The 18,123-nt window shown below is 69.6% G+C and carries 17 protein-coding genes and 1 pseudogene; 5 read left to right on the plus strand and 13 right to left on the minus strand.

Annotation, left to right across the window (positions count from 1 at the left end):
• Positions 1–9: 9 nt before the first annotated feature.
• Positions 10–921, minus strand: coding sequence for a pyridoxal 5'-phosphate synthase lyase subunit PdxS (pdxS, locus tag ACEL92_RS16935; RefSeq protein ID WP_374021883.1), 912 nt, complete (start codon positions 919–921; stop codon positions 10–12).
• A gap of 221 nt (positions 922–1,142) precedes the next feature.
• Between pdxS and ACEL92_RS16940 the strand changes: the two genes are divergently transcribed.
• The gene (locus ACEL92_RS16940) at positions 1,143–2,198 is read left to right on the plus strand and encodes a PPE family protein (RefSeq protein ID WP_374021884.1); all 1,056 of its coding nucleotides are present in this window, start codon (positions 1,143–1,145) and stop codon (positions 2,196–2,198) included.
• A 15-nt stretch (positions 2,199–2,213) separates the two neighbouring features.
• Positions 2,214–3,413, plus strand: a complete 1,200-nt coding sequence (locus tag ACEL92_RS16945) for a PE-PPE domain-containing protein (RefSeq protein WP_374021885.1) — start codon at positions 2,214–2,216, stop codon at positions 3,411–3,413.
• 1 nt (position 3,414) lies between these two features.
• Here the strand turns inward: ACEL92_RS16945 and ACEL92_RS16950 are convergent, their stop codons facing one another.
• From ACEL92_RS16950 to thrS, 7 genes and pseudogenes are all read right to left on the minus strand, one after another.
• Complete coding sequence (locus ACEL92_RS16950) at positions 3,415–4,464, minus strand: NUDIX domain-containing protein (RefSeq protein ID WP_374021886.1); 1,050 nt, start codon at positions 4,462–4,464, stop codon at positions 3,415–3,417.
• Positions 4,464–5,588 (minus strand): glycosyltransferase family 4 protein, encoded by a 1,125-nt coding sequence (locus ACEL92_RS16955; RefSeq protein ID WP_374021887.1) that lies wholly within the window; start codon positions 5,586–5,588, stop codon positions 4,464–4,466. Before ACEL92_RS16955 ends, ACEL92_RS16950 begins: the two co-directional genes overlap by 1 nt.
• Positions 5,588–6,517, minus strand: a complete 930-nt coding sequence (locus tag ACEL92_RS16960) for a phosphatidylinositol mannoside acyltransferase (protein WP_374021888.1) — start codon at positions 6,515–6,517, stop codon at positions 5,588–5,590. Before ACEL92_RS16960 ends, ACEL92_RS16955 begins: the two co-directional genes overlap by 1 nt.
• Before the next feature lie 8 nt (positions 6,518–6,525).
• Positions 6,526–7,158, minus strand: a complete 633-nt coding sequence (gene pgsA / locus ACEL92_RS16965) for a phosphatidylinositol phosphate synthase (RefSeq protein ID WP_374021889.1) — start codon at positions 7,156–7,158, stop codon at positions 6,526–6,528.
• Between the two features lie 79 nt (positions 7,159–7,237).
• Positions 7,238–7,312, minus strand: a pseudogene (locus ACEL92_RS16970) (hypothetical protein); the annotation flags it as partial.
• Positions 7,313–7,325: 13 nt separating this feature from the next.
• Positions 7,326–7,901 carry an HIT domain-containing protein gene (locus ACEL92_RS16975; protein WP_374021890.1) on the minus strand — a complete coding sequence of 192 codons (576 nt, stop codon included), beginning with the start codon at positions 7,899–7,901 and terminating at the stop codon, positions 7,326–7,328.
• Entirely contained in the window at positions 7,894–9,948 is a 2,055-nt protein-coding gene (thrS, locus tag ACEL92_RS16980) for a threonine--tRNA ligase (RefSeq protein WP_374021891.1), read from the minus strand. The genes ACEL92_RS16975 and thrS overlap by 8 nt, the downstream gene beginning before the upstream one ends.
• A gap of 217 nt (positions 9,949–10,165) precedes the next feature.
• On the opposite strand from thrS, the gene ACEL92_RS16985 reads away from it, so the two are divergent.
• Positions 10,166–11,017, plus strand: a complete 852-nt coding sequence (locus ACEL92_RS16985; protein WP_374021892.1) for an LLM class F420-dependent oxidoreductase — start codon at positions 10,166–10,168, stop codon at positions 11,015–11,017.
• 110 nt (positions 11,018–11,127) lie between these two features.
• Complete coding sequence (locus tag ACEL92_RS16990; protein WP_374021893.1) at positions 11,128–12,816, plus strand: cation:proton antiporter; 1,689 nt, start codon at positions 11,128–11,130, stop codon at positions 12,814–12,816.
• 29 nt (positions 12,817–12,845) lie between these two features.
• On the opposite strand, the gene ACEL92_RS16995 is transcribed toward ACEL92_RS16990, so the two are convergent.
• The 4 genes from ACEL92_RS16995 to ACEL92_RS17010 all read right to left on the minus strand — a co-directional run bounded on the left by ACEL92_RS16995 (position 12,846) and on the right by ACEL92_RS17010 (position 16,507).
• Positions 12,846–14,084 carry an amidohydrolase gene (locus tag ACEL92_RS16995; protein WP_374026248.1) on the minus strand — a complete coding sequence of 413 codons (1,239 nt, stop codon included), beginning with the start codon at positions 14,082–14,084 and terminating at the stop codon, positions 12,846–12,848.
• Between the two features lie 16 nt (positions 14,085–14,100).
• Entirely contained in the window at positions 14,101–14,826 is a 726-nt protein-coding gene (locus tag ACEL92_RS17000; RefSeq protein WP_374021894.1) for a trimeric intracellular cation channel family protein, read from the minus strand.
• Between the two features lie 143 nt (positions 14,827–14,969).
• Positions 14,970–15,593 (minus strand): PaaI family thioesterase, encoded by a 624-nt coding sequence (locus ACEL92_RS17005; protein WP_374021895.1) that lies wholly within the window; start codon positions 15,591–15,593, stop codon positions 14,970–14,972.
• A 20-nt stretch (positions 15,594–15,613) separates the two neighbouring features.
• Positions 15,614–16,507: an aldo/keto reductase gene (locus tag ACEL92_RS17010; RefSeq protein WP_374021896.1), complete on the minus strand. Its 894-nt coding sequence runs from the start codon at positions 16,505–16,507 to the stop codon at positions 15,614–15,616.
• A 56-nt stretch (positions 16,508–16,563) separates the two neighbouring features.
• Between ACEL92_RS17010 and ACEL92_RS17015 the strand changes: the two genes are divergently transcribed.
• A complete protein-coding gene (locus tag ACEL92_RS17015) occupies positions 16,564–17,064 on the plus strand; it encodes a DUF1990 family protein (RefSeq protein WP_374021897.1) in 501 nt (166 codons plus the stop codon).
• 113 nt (positions 17,065–17,177) lie between these two features.
• On the opposite strand, the gene ACEL92_RS17020 is transcribed toward ACEL92_RS17015, so the two are convergent.
• A complete protein-coding gene (locus tag ACEL92_RS17020; protein WP_374021898.1) occupies positions 17,178–18,119 on the minus strand; it encodes an NAD(P)H-dependent flavin oxidoreductase in 942 nt (313 codons plus the stop codon).
• Positions 18,120–18,123 lie beyond the last annotated feature (4 nt).

Consider the following 18,123-nt stretch of genomic DNA (forward strand, 5'->3'; position numbering starts at 1 on the left):
GCCCCCGGCTTACCAGCCGCGTTCGGCAAGCCGGTGGGGCTGCGCGATCTGCTCGACGTTGATGCCCACCATGGCCTCGCCCAGCCCACGCGACACCTTGGCCAGCACGTCCGGGTCGTCGTAGAAGGTGGTCGCCTTGACGATGGCGGCGGCCCGCTGCGCGGGATCCCCGGACTTGAAGATGCCCGAGCCGACGAAAACGCCCTCGGCCCCGAGCTGCATCATCATCGCCGCGTCGGCCGGCGTGGCGATGCCACCGGCGGTGAACAGGGTGACGGGCAGCTTGCCCGCCCGGGCCACCTCGACCACGAGCTCATAAGGTGCGCGCAATTCCTTTGCGGCGACGAACAATTCGTCCTCCGACAGCGAGGTCAGCCGGCGGATCTCGCCGCCGATCGCCCGCATGTGCGTGGTGGCGTTGGAGACGTCGCCGGTGCCGGCCTCGCCCTTGGACCGGATCATGGCGGCGCCCTCGCTGATGCGCCGCAGCGCCTCGCCCAGGTTGGTCGCCCCGCACACGAACGGCACGGTGAACTTCCACTTGTCGATGTGGTGGGTGTAGTCCGCGGGTGTGAGCACCTCGGACTCGTCGACGTAATCCACGCCGAGGCTCTGCAGGATCTGCGCCTCGACGAAATGGCCGATGCGCGCCTTGGCCATCACCGGAATGGTCACCGCGGCAATGATGCCCTCGATCATGTCGGGGTCGCTCATCCGCGACACCCCGCCCTGGGCGCGGATGTCGGCGGGCACCCGTTCGAGCGCCATCACGGCGACGGCACCGGCGGCCTCCGCGATGCGGGCCTGCTCCGGGGTGACGACGTCCATGATGACGCCGCCCTTGAGCATCTCGGCCATACCGCGTTTGACTCGCGCCGTTCCCGTCTGATTGGCCTGATTCGGCCGTGCGCCGCTCTCCACTAGCTCCTTCTCTCCTTGAACCACTCGAGCTTCGAGTCTAGTGGGGGAAACAAGCGACTTCTCCGCGCGCTTCCGCGAGTTGCTCCAGGGGGGTGCGACGAGCGTCACATTGTGCTAACAATTGCGTCGACTGTTTGCGCAGACCGTTGCTGCTGGTGCGGATCCGTGGATGGCGAGCCTGGTCACACCGGCCGTGGTGGTTGGCCGAGAAGGGGTCCCGGATGTTGCCGGATTTCGTGCTGTTGCCCCCGGAAATCAATTCGGCGCGCATGTATGCCGGCCCGCGCTCCGCGTCGATGTGGGCGGCGGCCGCGGCCTGGGACGGGGTGGCCGCCCAATTGGGTTCGGCGGCAAGCGCTTTCCAGGCGACGGTGTCGGCGCTGACGGGTGGGGCGTGGCAGGGGCCCGCGTCGATGACGATGGCTTCCGCGGCCACCCCCTACGTGCAATGGATGACCGCGACCTCGGCGCAGGCGGAGCTGGTGGCCAACCAGGCCCGGTTGTCGGCCGGAGCGTTCGAGGCGGCGTTCACCGCGACGGTGCCCCCGCAGGTCGTCGCGGCCAACCGCGCCCTGCTGATGACGTTGATCGCGACCAACATCCTGGGCCAGAACACCGCGGCGATCGCGGCGACCGAAGCCGAATACGCCGAGATGTGGGCCCAGGATGTGGCGGCGATGACCGGCTACGACGCCGGCACCCGGGCGGCCGAGGCCGCGTCGACACCGTTCCCCGACCCGCCGCTAACCCTGACGAGCCTGCCCACCGCGTCGTTCACCTCGTTCGGTCAGCAGCTGCTCGATTCGCTGATCCAGTCGATGACACAGCAGCTGATGAACCCGATGTCGCAACTGCAGATGCTCTCGACGCCCGCCCAGTTCGCGATGGAACCCGTGCAAATGGTGGGCCAGCTCATGTCCGGCGCCAATCCGGTGCTGACCAGCGCCGGCGGTCGCCCCGCGATGGACCCGGTGCTGGCGTCCACGGCCAGTCCGGGCACGGGCGGCCCAATCACCGCGCAACTCGCCGGACGCGTGGTCGCCGCGAGCACCGGCCGGGCCGGTTCGGTCGGGACGCTGTCCGTGCCGGCGAGCTGGCCCACCACCGCCCAGCCCGCAACCACGGCTCCCGCGGCTCCCGCGACGCCCAGTGCGGCGGCGAGCCCGGTCTCAGCGAGCCTGCCCACGACCCCGCACCTGTCCTCCACGGGCATCCCCGGGCGATCGGCCGCCGCCACCCCGCGCGAGACACCGCCCGCCCGCCTGGTGTCGAGTTAGCCAGGGGGACCGCCGATGTCGTTCGTGATCACCGACCCCGACGCGATGGCGACGGCCGCCGACGAGTTGCAGGCGATCGGTTCGGACCTCGAGGCGACGAACGCGGCGGCGGCGGCCCCGACGACGGGAGTGCTGCCGCCGGCCGCCGATTCGGTGTCGGCGCGCGCGGCGGCCCTGCTCGACGCCCACGCCCAGCAGTACCAGGCGGTCAGCGCGCAGGCGGAACTGTTTCACAAGCAGTTCGTGCAGACCCTGATCACCGCCAAAAACGCGTACGCCGAAACCGAGGCCTCCAACGCGGCCGCCATGCAGTCGTCCACCACGTCGAACAAGATCGCGCTGATCATGGGCGGCACCGGCAACCCTTCGCCGGACCTGAAGTACATGACGTCCATCGAACAGGCGTATCTCGCCCAGCATTACTCCGGGTACACGTTGGTGAGTTTGAAGACGCCAGAACAGTTTTGGCCCGTCACCGGGCTCGGCAGCGAAACCTTCGGCAAGTCCGTCTATCAGGGCGTCGCGACGCTGAACAGCGCGATCCTGACACAAACCGCCGCGGGGAATCACGTTGTGGTCGTGGGATATTCGCAGAGCGCCACCATCGCCAGCCTGGAAATGCGGTATCTGCAAGCCCTGCCGACCGCGCTACGGCCGAGCCAGGATCTGCTCAACTTCGTGTTGCTGGCCGACCCGAACAATCCGGTGGGCGGCATCCTGACGCACTTCATACCGGGCTTCGGCGCCTTCCATTTCGCAACCCCGCTGACCACGTCCTACGCGACGTCGATCTTCACGCTGCAATACGACGCGATCGCCGACTTCCCGCTGCACCCGCTGTGGCTGCCCTCGGACCTCAACGCGCTGTTCGGCTTCCTCGAGCTGCACCATACGATGCCCTTCGTCGCCCCGGCACAGGTCGCGGCCGCCCTGCACCAGCAGGTCGGCAACCTGAGCTTGTACTTCATGCCCACCACGCAGTTGCCGCTGCTCGACCCGCTGCGCATGTTCCTGCCGATCATCGGGAACCCATTGGCAGACTTGCTCCAACCGTTCCTCAAGCCGATCGTCGACCTGGGCTATGCGCCCGGCCTTTTCCCGGGCGCGCTCAGCACCGCCGGCTACCTCGGCCCCGGCGTTGCGTCCGGCATCAGCAGTCCGCTCGTGGCGGCAGTGCCGCCGCTGGCCTCCAACGGTTTCGCGAGCGGGTTCTAGCTCACCGGATGGGCAGCAGCGGACCCGGTGTGCGGCCGTCGGCCAGCGCGGCCGCGTCCGTGAGCAACTCGGCAAGCTGGGTGGGGTACACCGTCTCCCCGGCGGCGGCCAGCCGGGCGATTTCGGCGGCATCGCACCAGCGGTGGCCGTGAATGTAGCTGCGTTCCAAGTCGGTCCGGCCGGCGCCGGACGGCTCGAACCGCTGGGTGCGGTGGACGAAGTAGAACTCCTCGCTGTCGATCAGCGAGCCGTTGAACTCGAAGACCTCGTCGCGCCGCCAGACCGGGCCCACCATGTCGCCCGGCGTGACTTTCAGTCCGGTCTCCTCGGCCAGCTCGCGGGCGGCCGCCTCGGCCAACCGCTCCCCCCGCTGCACCTCCCCGCCGACGGTGATCCACCACTTCGGCGCTTGGTTCTTGAGGGGGCCGCGGGCGACCGCCGGGTCCGAACCGCACAGCAGCAGCACCGCACCGGTCTCGTCGAGCAGCACCACGCGCGCCGACGTGCGGTGGCTGAGCACCCCGTTGAAGGAGCCGACGTCGCCGTGAGCCAGCGCGTGCGGGCGCTCGACGATCTCGAAATAGGTTGGCAGCGCGGCAGTTCCGCCGAGGCGAAGAGTCCGTACCAGGAATCGCTCGCGCAGCGCCAGGGTGTCCCGAACCGCGTCATTGTGGAAGCGGCGGGCCAGCACCACCCGGGCCTCGGCGTCGGCCAGCTCGGCGATCAGCCCGGCCGGCAGCGACGCCGGGTCGACGACCGCCAGCGCGGCCGAGAGCTCGTTCTCGCGCGACTCGCGCTCCTGCCGCGGTGCGGCCTCGGCGGCGTCGGCCAGCGCGGCCAACCGCCTGCCCTCCGGGGCGCCGCCGTAGGCGTCGATGGCGACCGCACGGGCGACCACCGCGCGCCGCGCGAGCGCGCCGTCGAGCGCCTGCCACGACAGGTCGTAGCGGACGTGCAGCCGGTCCAGCCGGTTGGCCGTCTGGTAGGCCCAGGCCCCCAGGATCGCGAGCAGTCCGACGAATACCGCGATGGCGACGGCGAACCAGGTCATCAGCCGGCCACCTGAACCTTGGCGCCGGTCGCCGCGACCGTCTCGTAGACGCGCATGATCTGGCTGGCCACCACCGACCAGTCGTAGCGCTGGACGGCGGCCGAACCGGCCGCCACATAGCGTTCGCGCAGCACATCGTTTTCTAGCACCGAGATGAGGGCGTCCGCCAGCGCGGCGCCGTCACCGACCGGCACCAGGCACCCCACTTCACCGTCGCGCAGCACCCGCCGGAAGGCGTCCAGGTCGCTGGCCACCACCGCGGTGCCCGCGGCCATGGCCTCGACCAGGACGATGCCGAAGCTCTCACCCCCCAGGTGAGGCGCGCAATACACGTCGGCGCTGCGCATCGCCGACGCCTTCCCGGCGTCGTCGACCTGGCCCAGAAACCGCATGTGTTTAACCAATTCGCCTGCCTGGCTGCGTAATTCGGCCTCGTCGCCGTGGCCGACGATCAGCAGCTGAACGTCCGGGAAGTGTTGCACCACCCCGGGCAGCGCGTCGAGCAGGACCGCCATGCCCTTGCGGGACTCGTCGTAGCGGCCCAGGAACAGCACCGTCTTGCCCGGCCGCGGGTAGTCGTCCAGCGGGGGCGCCGAGGCGAACGAGTCGACGTCGACGCCGTTGGGTATTTCGACCGCGTCGGTGCCCAGCGCCTCCATCTGCCAGCGACGGGCCAGGTCCGACACCGCGATCCGGCCGACGATCTTTTCGTGCATCGGCCGCAGGATGCCCTGAAAGACCGTCAGGGTCAGCGATTTGGTGGTCGAGGTGTGAAACGTCGCCACGATCGGTCCCTCGGCGATGTTCAGGGCCAGCATCGACAGGCTCGGCGCGTTGGGCTCGTGCAGGTGCAGCACGTCGAAATCGCCTTCGGCGATCCACTTTTTCACCTTGCGGTGGGTTGCCGGGCCGAACCGCAGCCGGGCCACCGAGCCGTTGTAGGGAATCGGGACCGCCTTGCCCGCGGAGACGACGTAGTCCGGTAGGGCCGCGTGCGGCGACGCCGGCGCCAGGACGTTCACCTCCTGCCCGCGCTCGCGCATCACCTCGGCCAGCTGCAAGACGTGCGACTGCACCCCGCCCGGGACGTCGAACGAGTAGGGGCAGACCATGCCGATGCGCATCAGGTCTCCCTGAGCCGCGCCTGCTTGGCCTCGGACAGGTCGGCCAGCCACTGCGGTTGCATCATGTGCCAGTCCTCGGGGTGCGCGGCGATGTTCTGCGCGAACCGGTTAGCCAGCGCCTGGGTGATGGCGCCGACGTCGCGGCTGCCGCAGTCCAGGGGCGGCTGCATCCATACCCGCGAGCGGTCGCCCTCGAACCAGCAATGCGATGGCAGCAGCGCCGCCCCGGTCTCGATCGCGAGCTTCGCCGCGCCCGCGGGCATCCGGGTGGGTTCGCCGAAGAAGTCGACCTGGACCCCACTGCGAGTGAGGTCGCGCTCGGCCATCAGACACACCACTCGGTTGGCCCGCAGCCGCTCGCACAGCACCTCGAAGGGCGGCCGCTCGCCGCCGGACAGCGGCAGCACCTCGAACCCGAGGCTTTCCCGGAAGGCGATGAAGCGCCTGTACAGCGACTCCGGCTTGAGCCGCTCGGCAACCGTGGTGAAGGTGCCGTGTGTCTGCGCGAGCCATACCCCGGCCATATCCCAGTTGCCGCTGTGCGGCAACGCGCATATCGCGCCGCGGCCCGCGGCCAGCGCCGCCGCCAAATTGTCTTGCCCCGCGACCCACTCGTGGAGCTGGCTCGCCAGCTTGCGGTGGTCCATCGTCGGCAGCCGGAAGGCCTCCCGCCAGTAGCGGGCGTAGGAGGCCAGCGACGCCCGCATCAGCTCATCGGGCACCTCGGCCGGCGCGACACCGATGACCCGGGCCAGGTTCTTGCGCAGCTGCTCCGGGCCACCACCGCGGGCCGCGTACCGGGCTCCGGCTCCGAACGCCGAGCGCGCGGCGAATTCCGGCATCGCCCGCACGGCCATCCAGCCGGTCGCGTACGCCCAGTCGCTGGCGGTCCCGGACAGCCGGCGCCCCGGCGCGGTGAGCAGACTCATCCCCGGGATCACGGCATGCGCTCCGTCGCGCCGGGCGAGGTCCACACCGTGTGCAGCCGCTGCACGCAGGTGATGACGCTGGCCACCGCCAGCAGCCACATCGCCACCGGCAGGGCGGGCGGCCAGGCGACGAACGGGAAGTCCGCCACGCCGGCGCCGACCAGGACGATGATCAACCGTTCCGGGCGTTCGATGATGCCGCCGTCACCGCGCAGCCCGCTGGCCTCGGCCCGCGCCTTGATATAGGAGATGACCTGCGAGGTGACCAGGCAGACCATGGTCGCCACCGCGAGCAGCTGGTCGCGCATGCCGAAGGCCACCCACCACAGCAGGCCGCAGAACACCGCGCCGTCGCTGACGCGGTCGCAGGTGGCGTCCAGCACGGCGCCGAACCGGGTGCCTCCCCCGCGTTCGCGGGCCATGGCGCCGTCCAGCATGTCGAACAGCACGAAGAACCACACCACGCAGGCACCCGCGAACAACTTGCCCATCGGGAACAGCGTGAGCGCTCCCGCCACGGACCCGGTGGTGCCCAGCACGGTGACCACGTCCGGCGTCAACCCCATCCGCAGGCACGCTTTGGCGGTCGGCGTGGTGAGCCGCGCGAACGCCGCCCGCGAGAGGAACGGCACCTTGCTCATGAGCGGCGCTCCTCCTCATCGCTACGCTCTGCATCGTCACCGCCGCGGCTCATTTGCGACGGTCTCCCCCGCGAGCGGGTGGTGCCCCCACCTCATCGCTACGTCCCCGGCAAGCGGGCGGTACCCCCACTGCGTCGTCACCGCCGCGGCTCATGAGCGCTCGAGCCTCATGACTGCCTTGCCCACTCCGTGGCCAGCAGCCGGCGGGTTTCACGCAGCAACTGCGGGATCACCTTCGAGCCGCCGATGATGGTGATGAAGTTCGCGTCGCCGCCCCAGCGCGGCACGACGTGCACATGCAGGTGTTCGGCCAGCGACCCGCCGGCCGACGTGCCGAGATTGAGGCCGACGTTGAAGCCGTGCGGCCGCGACACGTTCTTGATCACGCGAATGGCCTTCTGGATGAAGGCCATCAACTCCGCGCTCTCCTCGTCGGTGAGGTCCTCGAGCTCGGAGACCCGCCGATAGGGCACCACCATCAGGTGACCCGGGTTGTACGGGTAGAGGTTGAGGACGGCGTAGACGAGTTCGCCGCGCGCGACCACCAAGCCTTCCTCGTCCGACAGTTGCGGAATATCGGTGAACGGCTGGTCGGTCTTGCCCGACGAGTTGGGGTCGCGCTTCATCGGCGCTTCGGCCAGATAGGTCATCCGGTACGGCGTCCACAGCCGTTGCAGGTGGTCACTCTCGCCGACACCGGTGTCCAGAATGGTGTCCTCCGCGCGTTCCGTGGGCTCACTCACCGCCGGTCACCTTCACCAGTTCGGCTGTGGGGGCCGCATTCTCGCGCTCGGCGATCCAGCCCACGATGGCGTCGACCGCGCTGTCACGGGGGACCCCGTTGATCTGCGTGCGGTCGCCGAAGCGGAAACTCACCGCCTTCGCCTGGACGTCGCGGTCACCGGCCAGCAACATGAACGGCACCTTCTGGCCCGTGTGGTGCACGATCTTCTTGGCCATCCGGTCGTCGCTGCTGTCCACCTCGACCCGCACGCCGCGCGACTTCAGCTGCGCCGCAACGCTTTCCAGGTAGGGCACGTGTTCGTCGGCGACGGGAATCCCGACCACCTGCACGGGCGCCAGCCACGCCGGGAACGCCCCCGCGTAATGCTCGGTGAGGATGCCGAAGAACCGCTCGATCGACCCGAACAGGGCGCGGTGGATCATCACCGGCCGCTGCCGGGTTCCGTCCGGGGCAGTGTACTCCAGCTCGAAGCGCTCCGGAAAGTTGAAGTCCACCTGGATGGTCGACATCTGCCAGCTGCGGCCCAGGGCGTCGCGGGCCTGCACGGAGATCTTCGGGCCGTAGAACGCCGCGCCGCCCGGGTCGGGCACCAGTTCCAGGCCCGACTCGGCCGCCACCTCGGCCAGGGAGTTGGTGGCCTGCTCCCACATCTCGTCGGTGCCGACGAACTTCTCCGGGTCCTTGGTGGACAGCTCCAGATAGAAGTCCTCCAGGCCGTAGTCGCCCAGCAGCTCGAGCACGAACCGCAGCAGCGACGCCAGTTCGCCGTGGAGCTGGTCGCGCGTGCAGAAGATGTGCGAGTCGTCCATGGTGAATCCGCGGGCCCGGGTCAGCCCGTGCACCACGCCGGACTTCTCGTAGCGGTAGACGGTGCCGAATTCGAACAGCCGCAACGGGAGTTCGCGGTATGACCGCCCGCGGGACCGGAAGATCAACGTGTGCATCGGGCAGTTCATCGGCTTGAGGTAGTAGTCCTGCCCGGGCTTGCGCACCGTTCCGTCGTCGTTCAGTTCGGCGTCGAGGTGCATCGGCGGGAACATCCCGTCGGCGTACCAGTCCAGGTGGCCGGAGGTGTGGAACAGCTGCGCCTTGGTGATGTGCGGGGTGTTGACGAACTCGTACCCGGCCTCGATGTGCTTGCGGCGCGAGTACTCCTCGAGCTCCCTGCGCACCACACCGCCCTTGGGGTGGAAAACGGCGAGCCCGGAACCGATCTCGTCGGGGAAGCTGAACAGGTCCAGCTCGGCGCCCAGCTTGCGGTGGTCGCGCCGCTGCGCTTCGGCGAGCAGCTCGAGGTGGCGGTCCAGCGCCTCCTGCGATTCCCACGCGGTGCCGTAGATGCGTTGCAGACTCGCGTTTTTCTGGTCCCCGCGCCAATACGCGGCGGAGCTGCGGGTCAGCTTGAACGCCGGGATGTGCTTGGTGGTCGGGATGTGCGGGCCGCGGCACAGGTCGCCCCAAACCCGTTCGCGGCTGCGGGGATTGAGGTTGTCGTAGGCGGTGAGCTCGTCGCCGCCGACCTCCATGATGTCGGGGTCGCCGGACTTGTCGTCGACCAGTTCCAGCTTGTAGGGCTCACCGGCCAACTCCGAGCGCGCCTGGTCCTTGGACTCGTACACGCGCCGCTCGAACAGCTGACCCTCCTTGACGATCTGGCGCATCCGCTTTTCCAGGGCCGCCAGGTCGTCGGGGGTGAACGGCTCCGCCACGTCGAAGTCGTAGTAGAAGCCGTCGGTGATGGGCGGCCCGATCCCCAGCTTCGCGTGCGGAAACATGCCCTGGACGGCCTGGGCCAGCACGTGCGCGGCCGAATGCCGGATGACGCTGCGCCCCTCTTCGGTGTTGGCCGCCACCGGCACCACCTCGGTGTCGGCGTCGGGCACCCAGCTCAAGTCCCGCAGCTTGCCCTCGGCGTCGCGCACCACGACGACCGCGTCGGGCGCCCCGCGGCCCGGCAGCCCGGCCTCGCGCACCACGGCCGCGGCGGTGGTCCCCGCGGGCACCCGGATCGGGGCTGCTGGGGACGGGTTTGCGGCGGCGCTCATCGCGTGGGTTCTCCTAGGTCGGTGGATCGACGACCATGCTATCGGGGCGCTCCGGACGCGAGCAGGGCCGCCGAACAGTGCGCTTCCGCGGACGTGCGAACGGTTCTCCGATCCGGTCACGGCTTCCCGTTTTTGTTCACGCCCTCCGGGTAGCCCACGGTGACCGCTCGATTGAGCGCAGTCGTCGCCGCACCGCGTGAGGCAGGGAGGCCACCCTATGCAATTCGGTTTGTGCTATTTCCCGACGGACTACGGCATGCGGCCAGACGAACTCGCGGCAGCGAGCGAAGAACGCGGTTTCGAGTCGCTGCTGTTCTGCGAGCACACCCACATCCCGACCAGCAGGAAGTCGCCCTACCCCGGGGGCGGCGAATTGCCCAGGATGTACGTGCACACCTACGACCCGTTCGTCGCGTGCACCGCCGCAGCGGCGGCGACGAGCCGCTTGAAGATCGGCACCGGAGTGTGTCTGGTGGTGGAGCGGGACCCCATCACCACGGCCAAGGAAGTGGCCAGCGTCGACCGCCTTTCGGCTGGGCGTTTCCTCTTCGGGGTCGGAGCGGGTTGGAACCGCGAAGAGATGGCCAACCACGGCACCGACCCTCGCGTCCGGATGTCCGTCATGCGCGAACGGGTCGAGGCGATGCGGCAGATCTGGACCAACGAGGAGGCGGAGTATCACGGCGAATTCGTCAACTTCGACCCGATCTGGTCCTATCCCAAGCCGGTCCAGTCGCCCCTGCCGGTACTGGTCGGCGGGATGGGCCCGACCGTGGAGGACCGCATCATCTCGTTCGGCGACGGTTGGCTGGCGCAGAACGTCACACGGGACAACGTGGACGAGTTCGCCGAGCGCGCGGCCCGATTGCAGCAGCGCGCAGCCGATGCGGGGCGGGGCCGGATTCCGATCAGCCTCTTCGCCGCATCGTCGGACGAGGACATGGCCGAAAAGTACGCGTCCGCCGGGATAGAACGCTGCCTGTTCCTGCTGCCCGACGGTGACGATTCGCGAGTCACCGGGGAGCTCGACAAGTTGGCCGAGCGAGTCTCGAGCGGGCAGAACGCCTAGGCCAACCGACTTCCAGCGCCCCGCCGTCCGGTCGAGGTCCGCCCGGCCCGGCTGCGGCGGCAACGACCCCGGCAGCAAATTGTCGGCAGAATGGGACCGTGGGGGCGCAGATGGCTTTGGCATTGCTGCTCGCCGCTGTCGGCGCCATCGTGGTGGTGAACTGGGTCAGCGACCGCACCGGACTGCCCAGCGCGGGGCTGCTGACCCTGGTCGGTATCGGTTACGGGTTCCTGCCGGGACCGAACGTCGGCCTTCGTCCCGACGTCGTGATGACCTGCATATTGCCGCCTCTGCTCTACAACGCGGCCCTGGAGTCGTCACTGGTCGGGATCCGCCGCAACCTGCGGACGGTCATCAGCCTGTCGGTCATCCTCGTTCTGCTGACCGCGGCCTCGGTCGGGGTCGCCTTCGCGCTGCTGGTCAGCGGTGCGACGCTCGCGGTGGGCGCAGTGCTGGGCGCCGCGGTGGCACCCACCGACCCGGTGGCCGCGCTCGCGGTCGCCCGCAAGGTCGGCCTGCCACTCAACATCGTCACCCTCGTCGAAGGCGAGGGGCTGCTCAACGACGCGACGGCGCTCACCACCCTGTCCGTGGCCATCACGGTGGCCAGGGGTTCGGACTTCTCGTTCCCGTTCGCGGTCCGGGAGTTCGCCCTGGCGGCCGTGGGCGGCCTGGTGATCGGGCTGGTCTTCGCCTGGTTCCGCCGCCTGTTGCGGCGGTTGCCGCACGACGTCATGACGGCCAACGCGATCTCGCTGGCCACGCCGTTCCTGGCCTATCTCGCGGCCGAGAAGGTGCACGCGTCGGGTGTGCTGGCGGTCGTGGTGTGCGGACTGATCGTCGGACACGACTCACCCCGGTCGGAGTCGGGGGCGAGCCGGTTGCAGACCCGGGCCGTGTGGCGGTTGGCGAACTTCCTCCTCGAGGGCCTCGTTTTCCTGCTGATCGGCCAGCAGTTCCCGACCATCCTCGACGGCCTGCGGGGCTACCCGGTGTCGACCATCGTCGTGGCGACCGTCGTGACCACCGCGGCGGTGCTGCTGGTGCGGCCGCTGTGGCTGTTGCTCACGCAGTCGCTGCCGCGGTCACTGCACACCCGGCTGGGCAACGTCACGGGGACCGCCGACGATGACGACGATGACGACGATGACGACGACGCGCAAGCCCGTCGCCCGCGCGACCGCAACGCCGAGAGACTCAGTGGCCGTGAGATTTTGGTGCTGAGCTGGGCCGGCACCCGCGGGGTCGTCAGCCTCGCCGCGATCTTCGCCGTGCCCTTCACGACCGACAGCGGCGCACGGTTTCCCGTGCGGGACCTGCTGTTGTTCTGCACGTTGGTGGTCGTGCTGGTGACGCTGATCGGGCAGGGCAGCACTTTCGGCCCGGTCGTGCGTGCTCTCGGCGTTCACGCCAACGCCATCGATGAAGTGCGCCTGCGCAATCGGGCGCGCACGGCCGCCGTGCGCGCTGCCCTGGACACCCTCGAGGAGCTGGATCATGGAAGCGAAGCGGACGCGAGGGCGATCGACGCAGTGCGAAGGCAGTTGCGCACGCGGCTCGAGCGGTATCAACGCCGGCTCGATGTCTTGGCGGATTCCGACGACTTACCCAACTACCCCGAATACGAGGCGGCCGTCGCGATCCGGCGGGCGGCAATCGATGCCGAGCGCGACGAACTGGTGCGCTGGCGCGATGCCGGCATGCTGCCCGATCGGAGTCTTCGGGTGCTCGAACGCGAACTCGACCACGAAGAGGTGACCCTGCCGACGTACACGCCGGGCGACCGCCTCGGTCAATGAGGGTTACGCCATGCGTTGCAGCCCAACGGTTATCGCCGCGCCAGCCAGGCAAGCGCGGCGACCGTCATGGCTTGAGTCCCGGTGTCCAGGGTGGGCTGGATGACGGGTGCGAACGTCGGCGAATGGTTGACCGGGATGTCCTCGCTGACGCGGCCCGCCTCCACCGCCGTGCGGTAGGTGTCGGGATCGACGCCGCCGATACCCCAGTAGCAATAGGGCGTCTCGAGCGCCGTGGGAATGTCGCTGAAGTCCTCGCTCGCGGCCTGCAGCGGCAACTCGGATGATCGGTCGCCGAAGAATTCGTCGAACGCGGCGCGCACCCGCCCGGTGACCCCGGGATCGTTGACGGTCACCGGGTAGTGGTCGAAAAGCTCGAAGTCGGGATCCATCGGCGATCCGGACGCCCGGCATTCGGCGGTCACGATGCGCCGGATCGCGTCCAGGACCCTGGTGCGGGTCTCCTCGCTGAAGGTGCGCAGGTTCAGTTCCAGCACCGCCCGGTCACCGATGATGTTGCTCTTGGTTCCCGCCTCGATCTTGCCGATGGTCAGCACGGCGGAATCGGTTGGCGCGACCTCGCGGGAGACGACGGTCTGCAGCCGGATCACGATCATGGCCGCCAGGACCACCGGATCGACGGTGGCCTGCGGCGTCGAGCCATGCCCGCCGCGGCCATGCACGGTGATCCGCATGCTGTCCGCGGTAGAAAGGACGGGCCCGGATCGTGTGCCAACCTGACCGGCCGGCAAAGGCAGGACGTGCTGGGCGAGGGCGACGTCGACGCGGCCGACCAGCGTCGCGAGACCGTCGGCGAGCATGCCGCGTGCCCCGTCGCCGACCTCCTCGGCGGGCTGGAACACCGTGATCACGGTGCCCGTCCACTGGTCGTGGGCGGCCGCCAGCAGCGCGGCGGCTCCAAGCAGACACGCGACGTGAACGTCGTGGCCGCAGGCGTGCATCACCGGCACCCGGTTGCCGCCCGCATCGGTGGCGGTGGCCGTGCTGGCGTACGGGAGGCCGGTGTCTTCCCTGACGGGCAGCGCGTCCATGTCGGCCCGCAGCAACACGGCCGGGCCGTCGCCGTTGCGCAGAATCCCGACGACGCCCGTGCCGCCGATGCCCTCGTGCACGTCGTAGCCGAAGCCGCCCAGCCGCTCGGCCACGGCTGCCGCCGTGTCGCGCTCCTGGTGCGACAACTCGGGGTGTCGGTGCAGGTCGCGGTAGAAGCCCTCCTGCCAGTCACGGGCATCGCGCAGCCCCGCAAGCACCCGCGTGCGCATCGAATTAGTCGCTGTCCCCATCCTCGAAGCCCTCCTCCGCCTGGTTGGCCCCGGGCGCCGACCGGCGGGATCGACCCCGATGCAAAATTGTCGCCGGCGACCAGGCGCCCACGGCGGGCAACATCCAGCCGCGCCACTGCGCGAGCCAGCACAACACCGTCCCGGTCAGTGCGCCCACCAGCAGCCCGGGGGTCGGATGATCGCGGTAGTCGAAGAGCACCAGCGCACCGCTCGCGGCGAGAGCACACGTGGCGTAAAGGGTGTTGCCACCGAAAATTCCCGGGACGCGACGCATCACGATGTCCCGCGTCGCTCCCCCGCCGACCGCCGAGATCGTGCCCAGCAGCAGCGCGGCCAACCAGCCGAGTCCCACGGCGAGCGTCTTATACGCCCCGGTGGCCGCCCAGCATCCCAATGCCAGCGCGTCCACGACCGGCCATACCCAGTTCCACACCCGGCCCTCGACCCGGAAAGCGAACGCGAACGCCGCTCCGGCCAGGGCGGTCAACAGATAGGCGTAGTCGGTGAGCGCGACCGGTGTGCCGCGCTGCAGCAGAGTGTCCCGGATCATGCCGCCGCCCAGGCCCGACAACACGGCGAGGGCCGCGAAGCCAACGGGGTCCAGCTTCTCCTTGCGGGCGACCACGCCGCCCAGCAGGGCGTTGCCGAACACGCCAGTCAGGTCGACCGCACGGAACAAGTCCGCCAATGTCAGGCCGGCGAGCGCCACTACGAAACCCCTTCCGCCAAAAGCGCCCAGGTCAATGTCCCGGGTACCGACGCGAGAGGGCCGATGCGCGGGCGACTGCGACCGGCGGAAGGCGCAGTTCGCCAAAACGCCGGTGGTGCAACGTTTTTCGGTGCGGCATAGCGTCAAGGCTGTCCGGGCTTGAGCCGCACGAACAGGGCGTCGGCTTCGGTCAGCAGCGTGTCGCCGTCGGTCAGCCGGCCGGACACGAAGATCTTGCGCCCGTCCATCCTGTCGACCCCGGCGTCGAACTGCAACTCCTTCTCGATGGGCACGATGTTGCGGTAGTCGATCTTGAGGTAGGCGGTGCGCTGACGCCGGCTCCCGGTGAGAAGGACCGCCGTCAGGCCGAGCACGGTGTCGAACAACATGCCAAGCGAACCGCCGTGGACCGCGCCGTTGCGCCCCAGATGGAACCGGGCGAACCGCGCCCAGCCGTGCACGCGGCCGTCGTCACCCTTGCGGGCCGACATGGGAATCGTCAGGACGTTGCCCCGCATCGGCAGGTCCATGCGGCGCCCCGAGGGCGACGCCCACTCGTCGGCGTCGTACGGGGCCAGCAGCGCCGACAACTTCTCCAGCTGATCCGCCGCTTCGGTGATGACCTCGTCGGGGGCGTCCACGGCCCGGGCGTGGTCCTGCAGCTTGCGCACGGCGTCGATGAACCGGCCGTAGTCGGGGCCGCCCTTGGTCGTCGGTTCGGGCGGGTTGAACCCGCCGCCAGGGTGCCTGGCCTGTCCGGTGCTCACCGGGACACCGTATCCGGCGGTCAGACCGTGTTCTGACCGCCGGCGGTCGACAGCGCCTCGAACTCCTCGTCGCTCAGCTCGATCTGGGCGGCGGCGACGTTCTCCTCCAGGTGCGCCGCCTTCGACGTGCCCGGGATCGGCAGCATCACCGGCGACCGTTTCAGCAGCCAGGCCAGCGCCAGTTGGGACGCGCTCGCGTGGTGCTCGGCGGCGATGCGCTGCAGCGGACCGTCGGGCGCGGCCAGCGGCCCGGCCGCCAGCGGGAACCACGGGATGAAGCCGATGCCCTGGCTGGTCGCGGCGTCCAGCAGCCGCTCGGCGCCGCGGGCGGACAGGTTGTACATGTTCTGCACCGAGACGATCTCGGTGATGCGCTGGGCTTCCGTGAGCTGATCGACGTTGACCTCGGACAGGCCGATGTGGCGGATCTTGCCCTCGTTCTTCAGCGTCAGCAACTCGCCCACCTGGTCGGCCAGCGGGAAGTCGCGGTCGATGCGGTGCAGTTGGAACAGGTCGATGGTGTCGACGCCGAGGCGGCGCAGGCTCATCTCGCATTCCTGCCGCAGGTAGCTCGGGTTGCCCAGCGGGATCCAGACGTCCGGCCCGGTGCGCAGCAGTCCCGCCTTGGTCGCGATGACCAGCCCGTCGTACGGGTGCAGCGCCTCGCGAATGATCTCCTCGGACACGTAGGGGCCATAGGAGTCGGCGGTGTCGATGAAGTTCACGCCGAGTTCGACGGCGCGCCGCAACACCCGGACGCATTCGTCGCGGTCGGCGGGCGGCCCCCAGACGCCCTTACCGGTCAGGCGCATGGCGCCGAAGCCGAGTCGGTTGACGGTCAGGTCGCCGCCGATGGTGAACGTTCCGGACGCTTGGCTTGTTGGTGCAACGCTTTCCGAGTTTTGTGCGGTCACTTTCACGACCGTACGCGGAAATGTCGACGCGGAGGGCGGCGTGGCAAGCTGGGCGGGTGGACTTAGGAGCGCTCGAGGAACTTCCGTTGACGTACCCCGAGGTGGGGGCGACCGCGTCCGGCAAGTTGCCCGCGGGATACGGCCACCTGCACACGGAGAAACAGATCGGCACCGGGCAGCAGCGCTTCGAGCGGGCCGCCGACGCCGTCATGCGCTGGGGCATGCAACACGGGGCCGGCCTGCGGGTGCAAGCGAGCTCCGAGGTTGCCGAGGTCGACACAGTTGTTTTGGTGCGCATGGGTTTTCTGCCCGCGCCGTGCCGGGTGGTGTACGTCATCGACGAGCCCGACATCCGCGGATTCGCCTACGGCACCTTGCCCGGACATCCGGAGTCCGGCGAGGAACGTTTCGTCGTCCGGCGTGATCCCGTCACCTCCGCGGTGTTCGCGGAGGTGACGGCGTTCTCGCGTCCCGCAACCTGGTGGAGCAAGGCCGCCAGGCCCGTGGTGTCGGTGGCTCAGCGCGTCATCGCCAAACGCTATCTGCGCGGCGTCTGACCCGGCGGAGTCAGCGACGCCGGATGCTGCCGTTGTGCATGCCCGCTTGCCGAGCGTCACGCCAGCGTGGCGATGGGCGCCGAACGTCACGCCAGCGTGACGGCCGGACGGGGCTACGACCCCCAGGCCGTCAGCAAGCGCTCTGCGCCCGAACACATTTCGTCGATCACCTCGGCCACCGAGGCGTCATCCCGGATCATCCCGACGCCCTGACCGGCGTCCACCGGGGCGACCCGACGGTCGTCGGCGACGATGGAGGCCGCGAGTTCGTCGCAGGCCTGCGGGTTGAGCGCGTCCTCCTTGCCGGTCCAGCGCTCGACGAAGTCGTTGGTCAGCACCCGCGACGGGAAACGCGCCGGCCACGGCCGGGCCTGGGCGACGTCGAAGGCCCGGGTGACCGCGGTGTCGGTGGCCCGGGCCGCGATCAGCGCGCGGCGGCTGCCGTCACCGGAGAGCGCCTCCGGACACGCGGCCAGGCGCGTGCCCACCCACGCCCCGCTCGCCCCGGCGGCCAGCACGGCGGCCAGGCTGCGCGCCGACGCCACGCCGCCACCGGCGAGGACCGGCACCGAGACGGCGTCCAACACGGTGTCCAGCAACGGCAGCGTCGCCAGCGTCGTCTCACCGTGCCCGCCGCCCTCCGAGCCGCGGGCCACCAGAATGTCGACGCCGGCGTCAGCCGCCTGGCGAGCCCCGAGGCCGTCGTACACCTGGGTGGCGGTGGGGATTCCGGCGTCGTGCGCCTTCTGGACCCACGACCAGTCGGTCCCGAAACTGACCGACAGCAATGCCGGACGCGCCGCCAGCGCATCCTCGAACAGGCCGGCCTGGGTGCGCATCACCCAATCGACCAAGCCGATGCCGAACTTCCCCCGCACGTGCTGCAGCTCGGACCGCAGCAGTTCTGGCGTCGCCGCGCTGCCCATGCCGACCATCCCCAGGCCCCCGGCGGCGGTGACCGCCGCGGCCAGCCGGCCCCCGGCAACCCCGCCCATGGGCGCGTTGACGATCGGCGCCCGCAGCCCGAACTCCCTTGACCAGGGCGTGGAAAGCATGCGG

Source organism: Mycobacterium hainanense (assembly GCF_041890355.1).
Taxonomy (GTDB): Bacteria; Actinomycetota; Actinomycetes; order Mycobacteriales; family Mycobacteriaceae; genus Mycobacterium; species Mycobacterium hainanense.

Excerpts from the sequence above, each read along its gene's own strand:
- ACEL92_RS16940 (WP_374021884.1), top strand. The coding sequence starts at position 1,143 with ATGTTGCCGGATTTCGTGCTGTTGCCCCCGGAAATCAATTCGGCGCGC.
- ACEL92_RS16945 (WP_374021885.1), top strand. The coding sequence starts at position 2,214 with ATGTCGTTCGTGATCACCGACCCCGACGCGATGGCGACGGCCGCCGAC.
- ACEL92_RS16950 (WP_374021886.1), bottom strand. The coding sequence starts at position 4,464 with ATGACCTGGTTCGCCGTCGCCATCGCGGTATTCGTCGGACTGCTCGCG.
- ACEL92_RS16955 (WP_374021887.1), bottom strand. The coding sequence starts at position 5,588 with ATGCGCATCGGCATGGTCTGCCCCTACTCGTTCGACGTCCCGGGCGGG.
- ACEL92_RS16960 (WP_374021888.1), bottom strand. The coding sequence starts at position 6,517 with ATGAGTCTGCTCACCGCGCCGGGGCGCCGGCTGTCCGGGACCGCCAGC.
- pgsA (WP_374021889.1), bottom strand. The coding sequence starts at position 7,158 with ATGAGCAAGGTGCCGTTCCTCTCGCGGGCGGCGTTCGCGCGGCTCACC.
- thrS (WP_374021891.1), bottom strand. The coding sequence starts at position 9,948 with ATGAGCGCCGCCGCAAACCCGTCCCCAGCAGCCCCGATCCGGGTGCCC.
- ACEL92_RS16985 (WP_374021892.1), top strand. The coding sequence starts at position 10,166 with ATGCAATTCGGTTTGTGCTATTTCCCGACGGACTACGGCATGCGGCCA.
- ACEL92_RS16990 (WP_374021893.1), top strand. The coding sequence starts at position 11,128 with ATGGCTTTGGCATTGCTGCTCGCCGCTGTCGGCGCCATCGTGGTGGTG.
- ACEL92_RS17020 (WP_374021898.1), bottom strand. The coding sequence starts at position 18,119 with ATGCTTTCCACGCCCTGGTCAAGGGAGTTCGGGCTGCGGGCGCCGATC.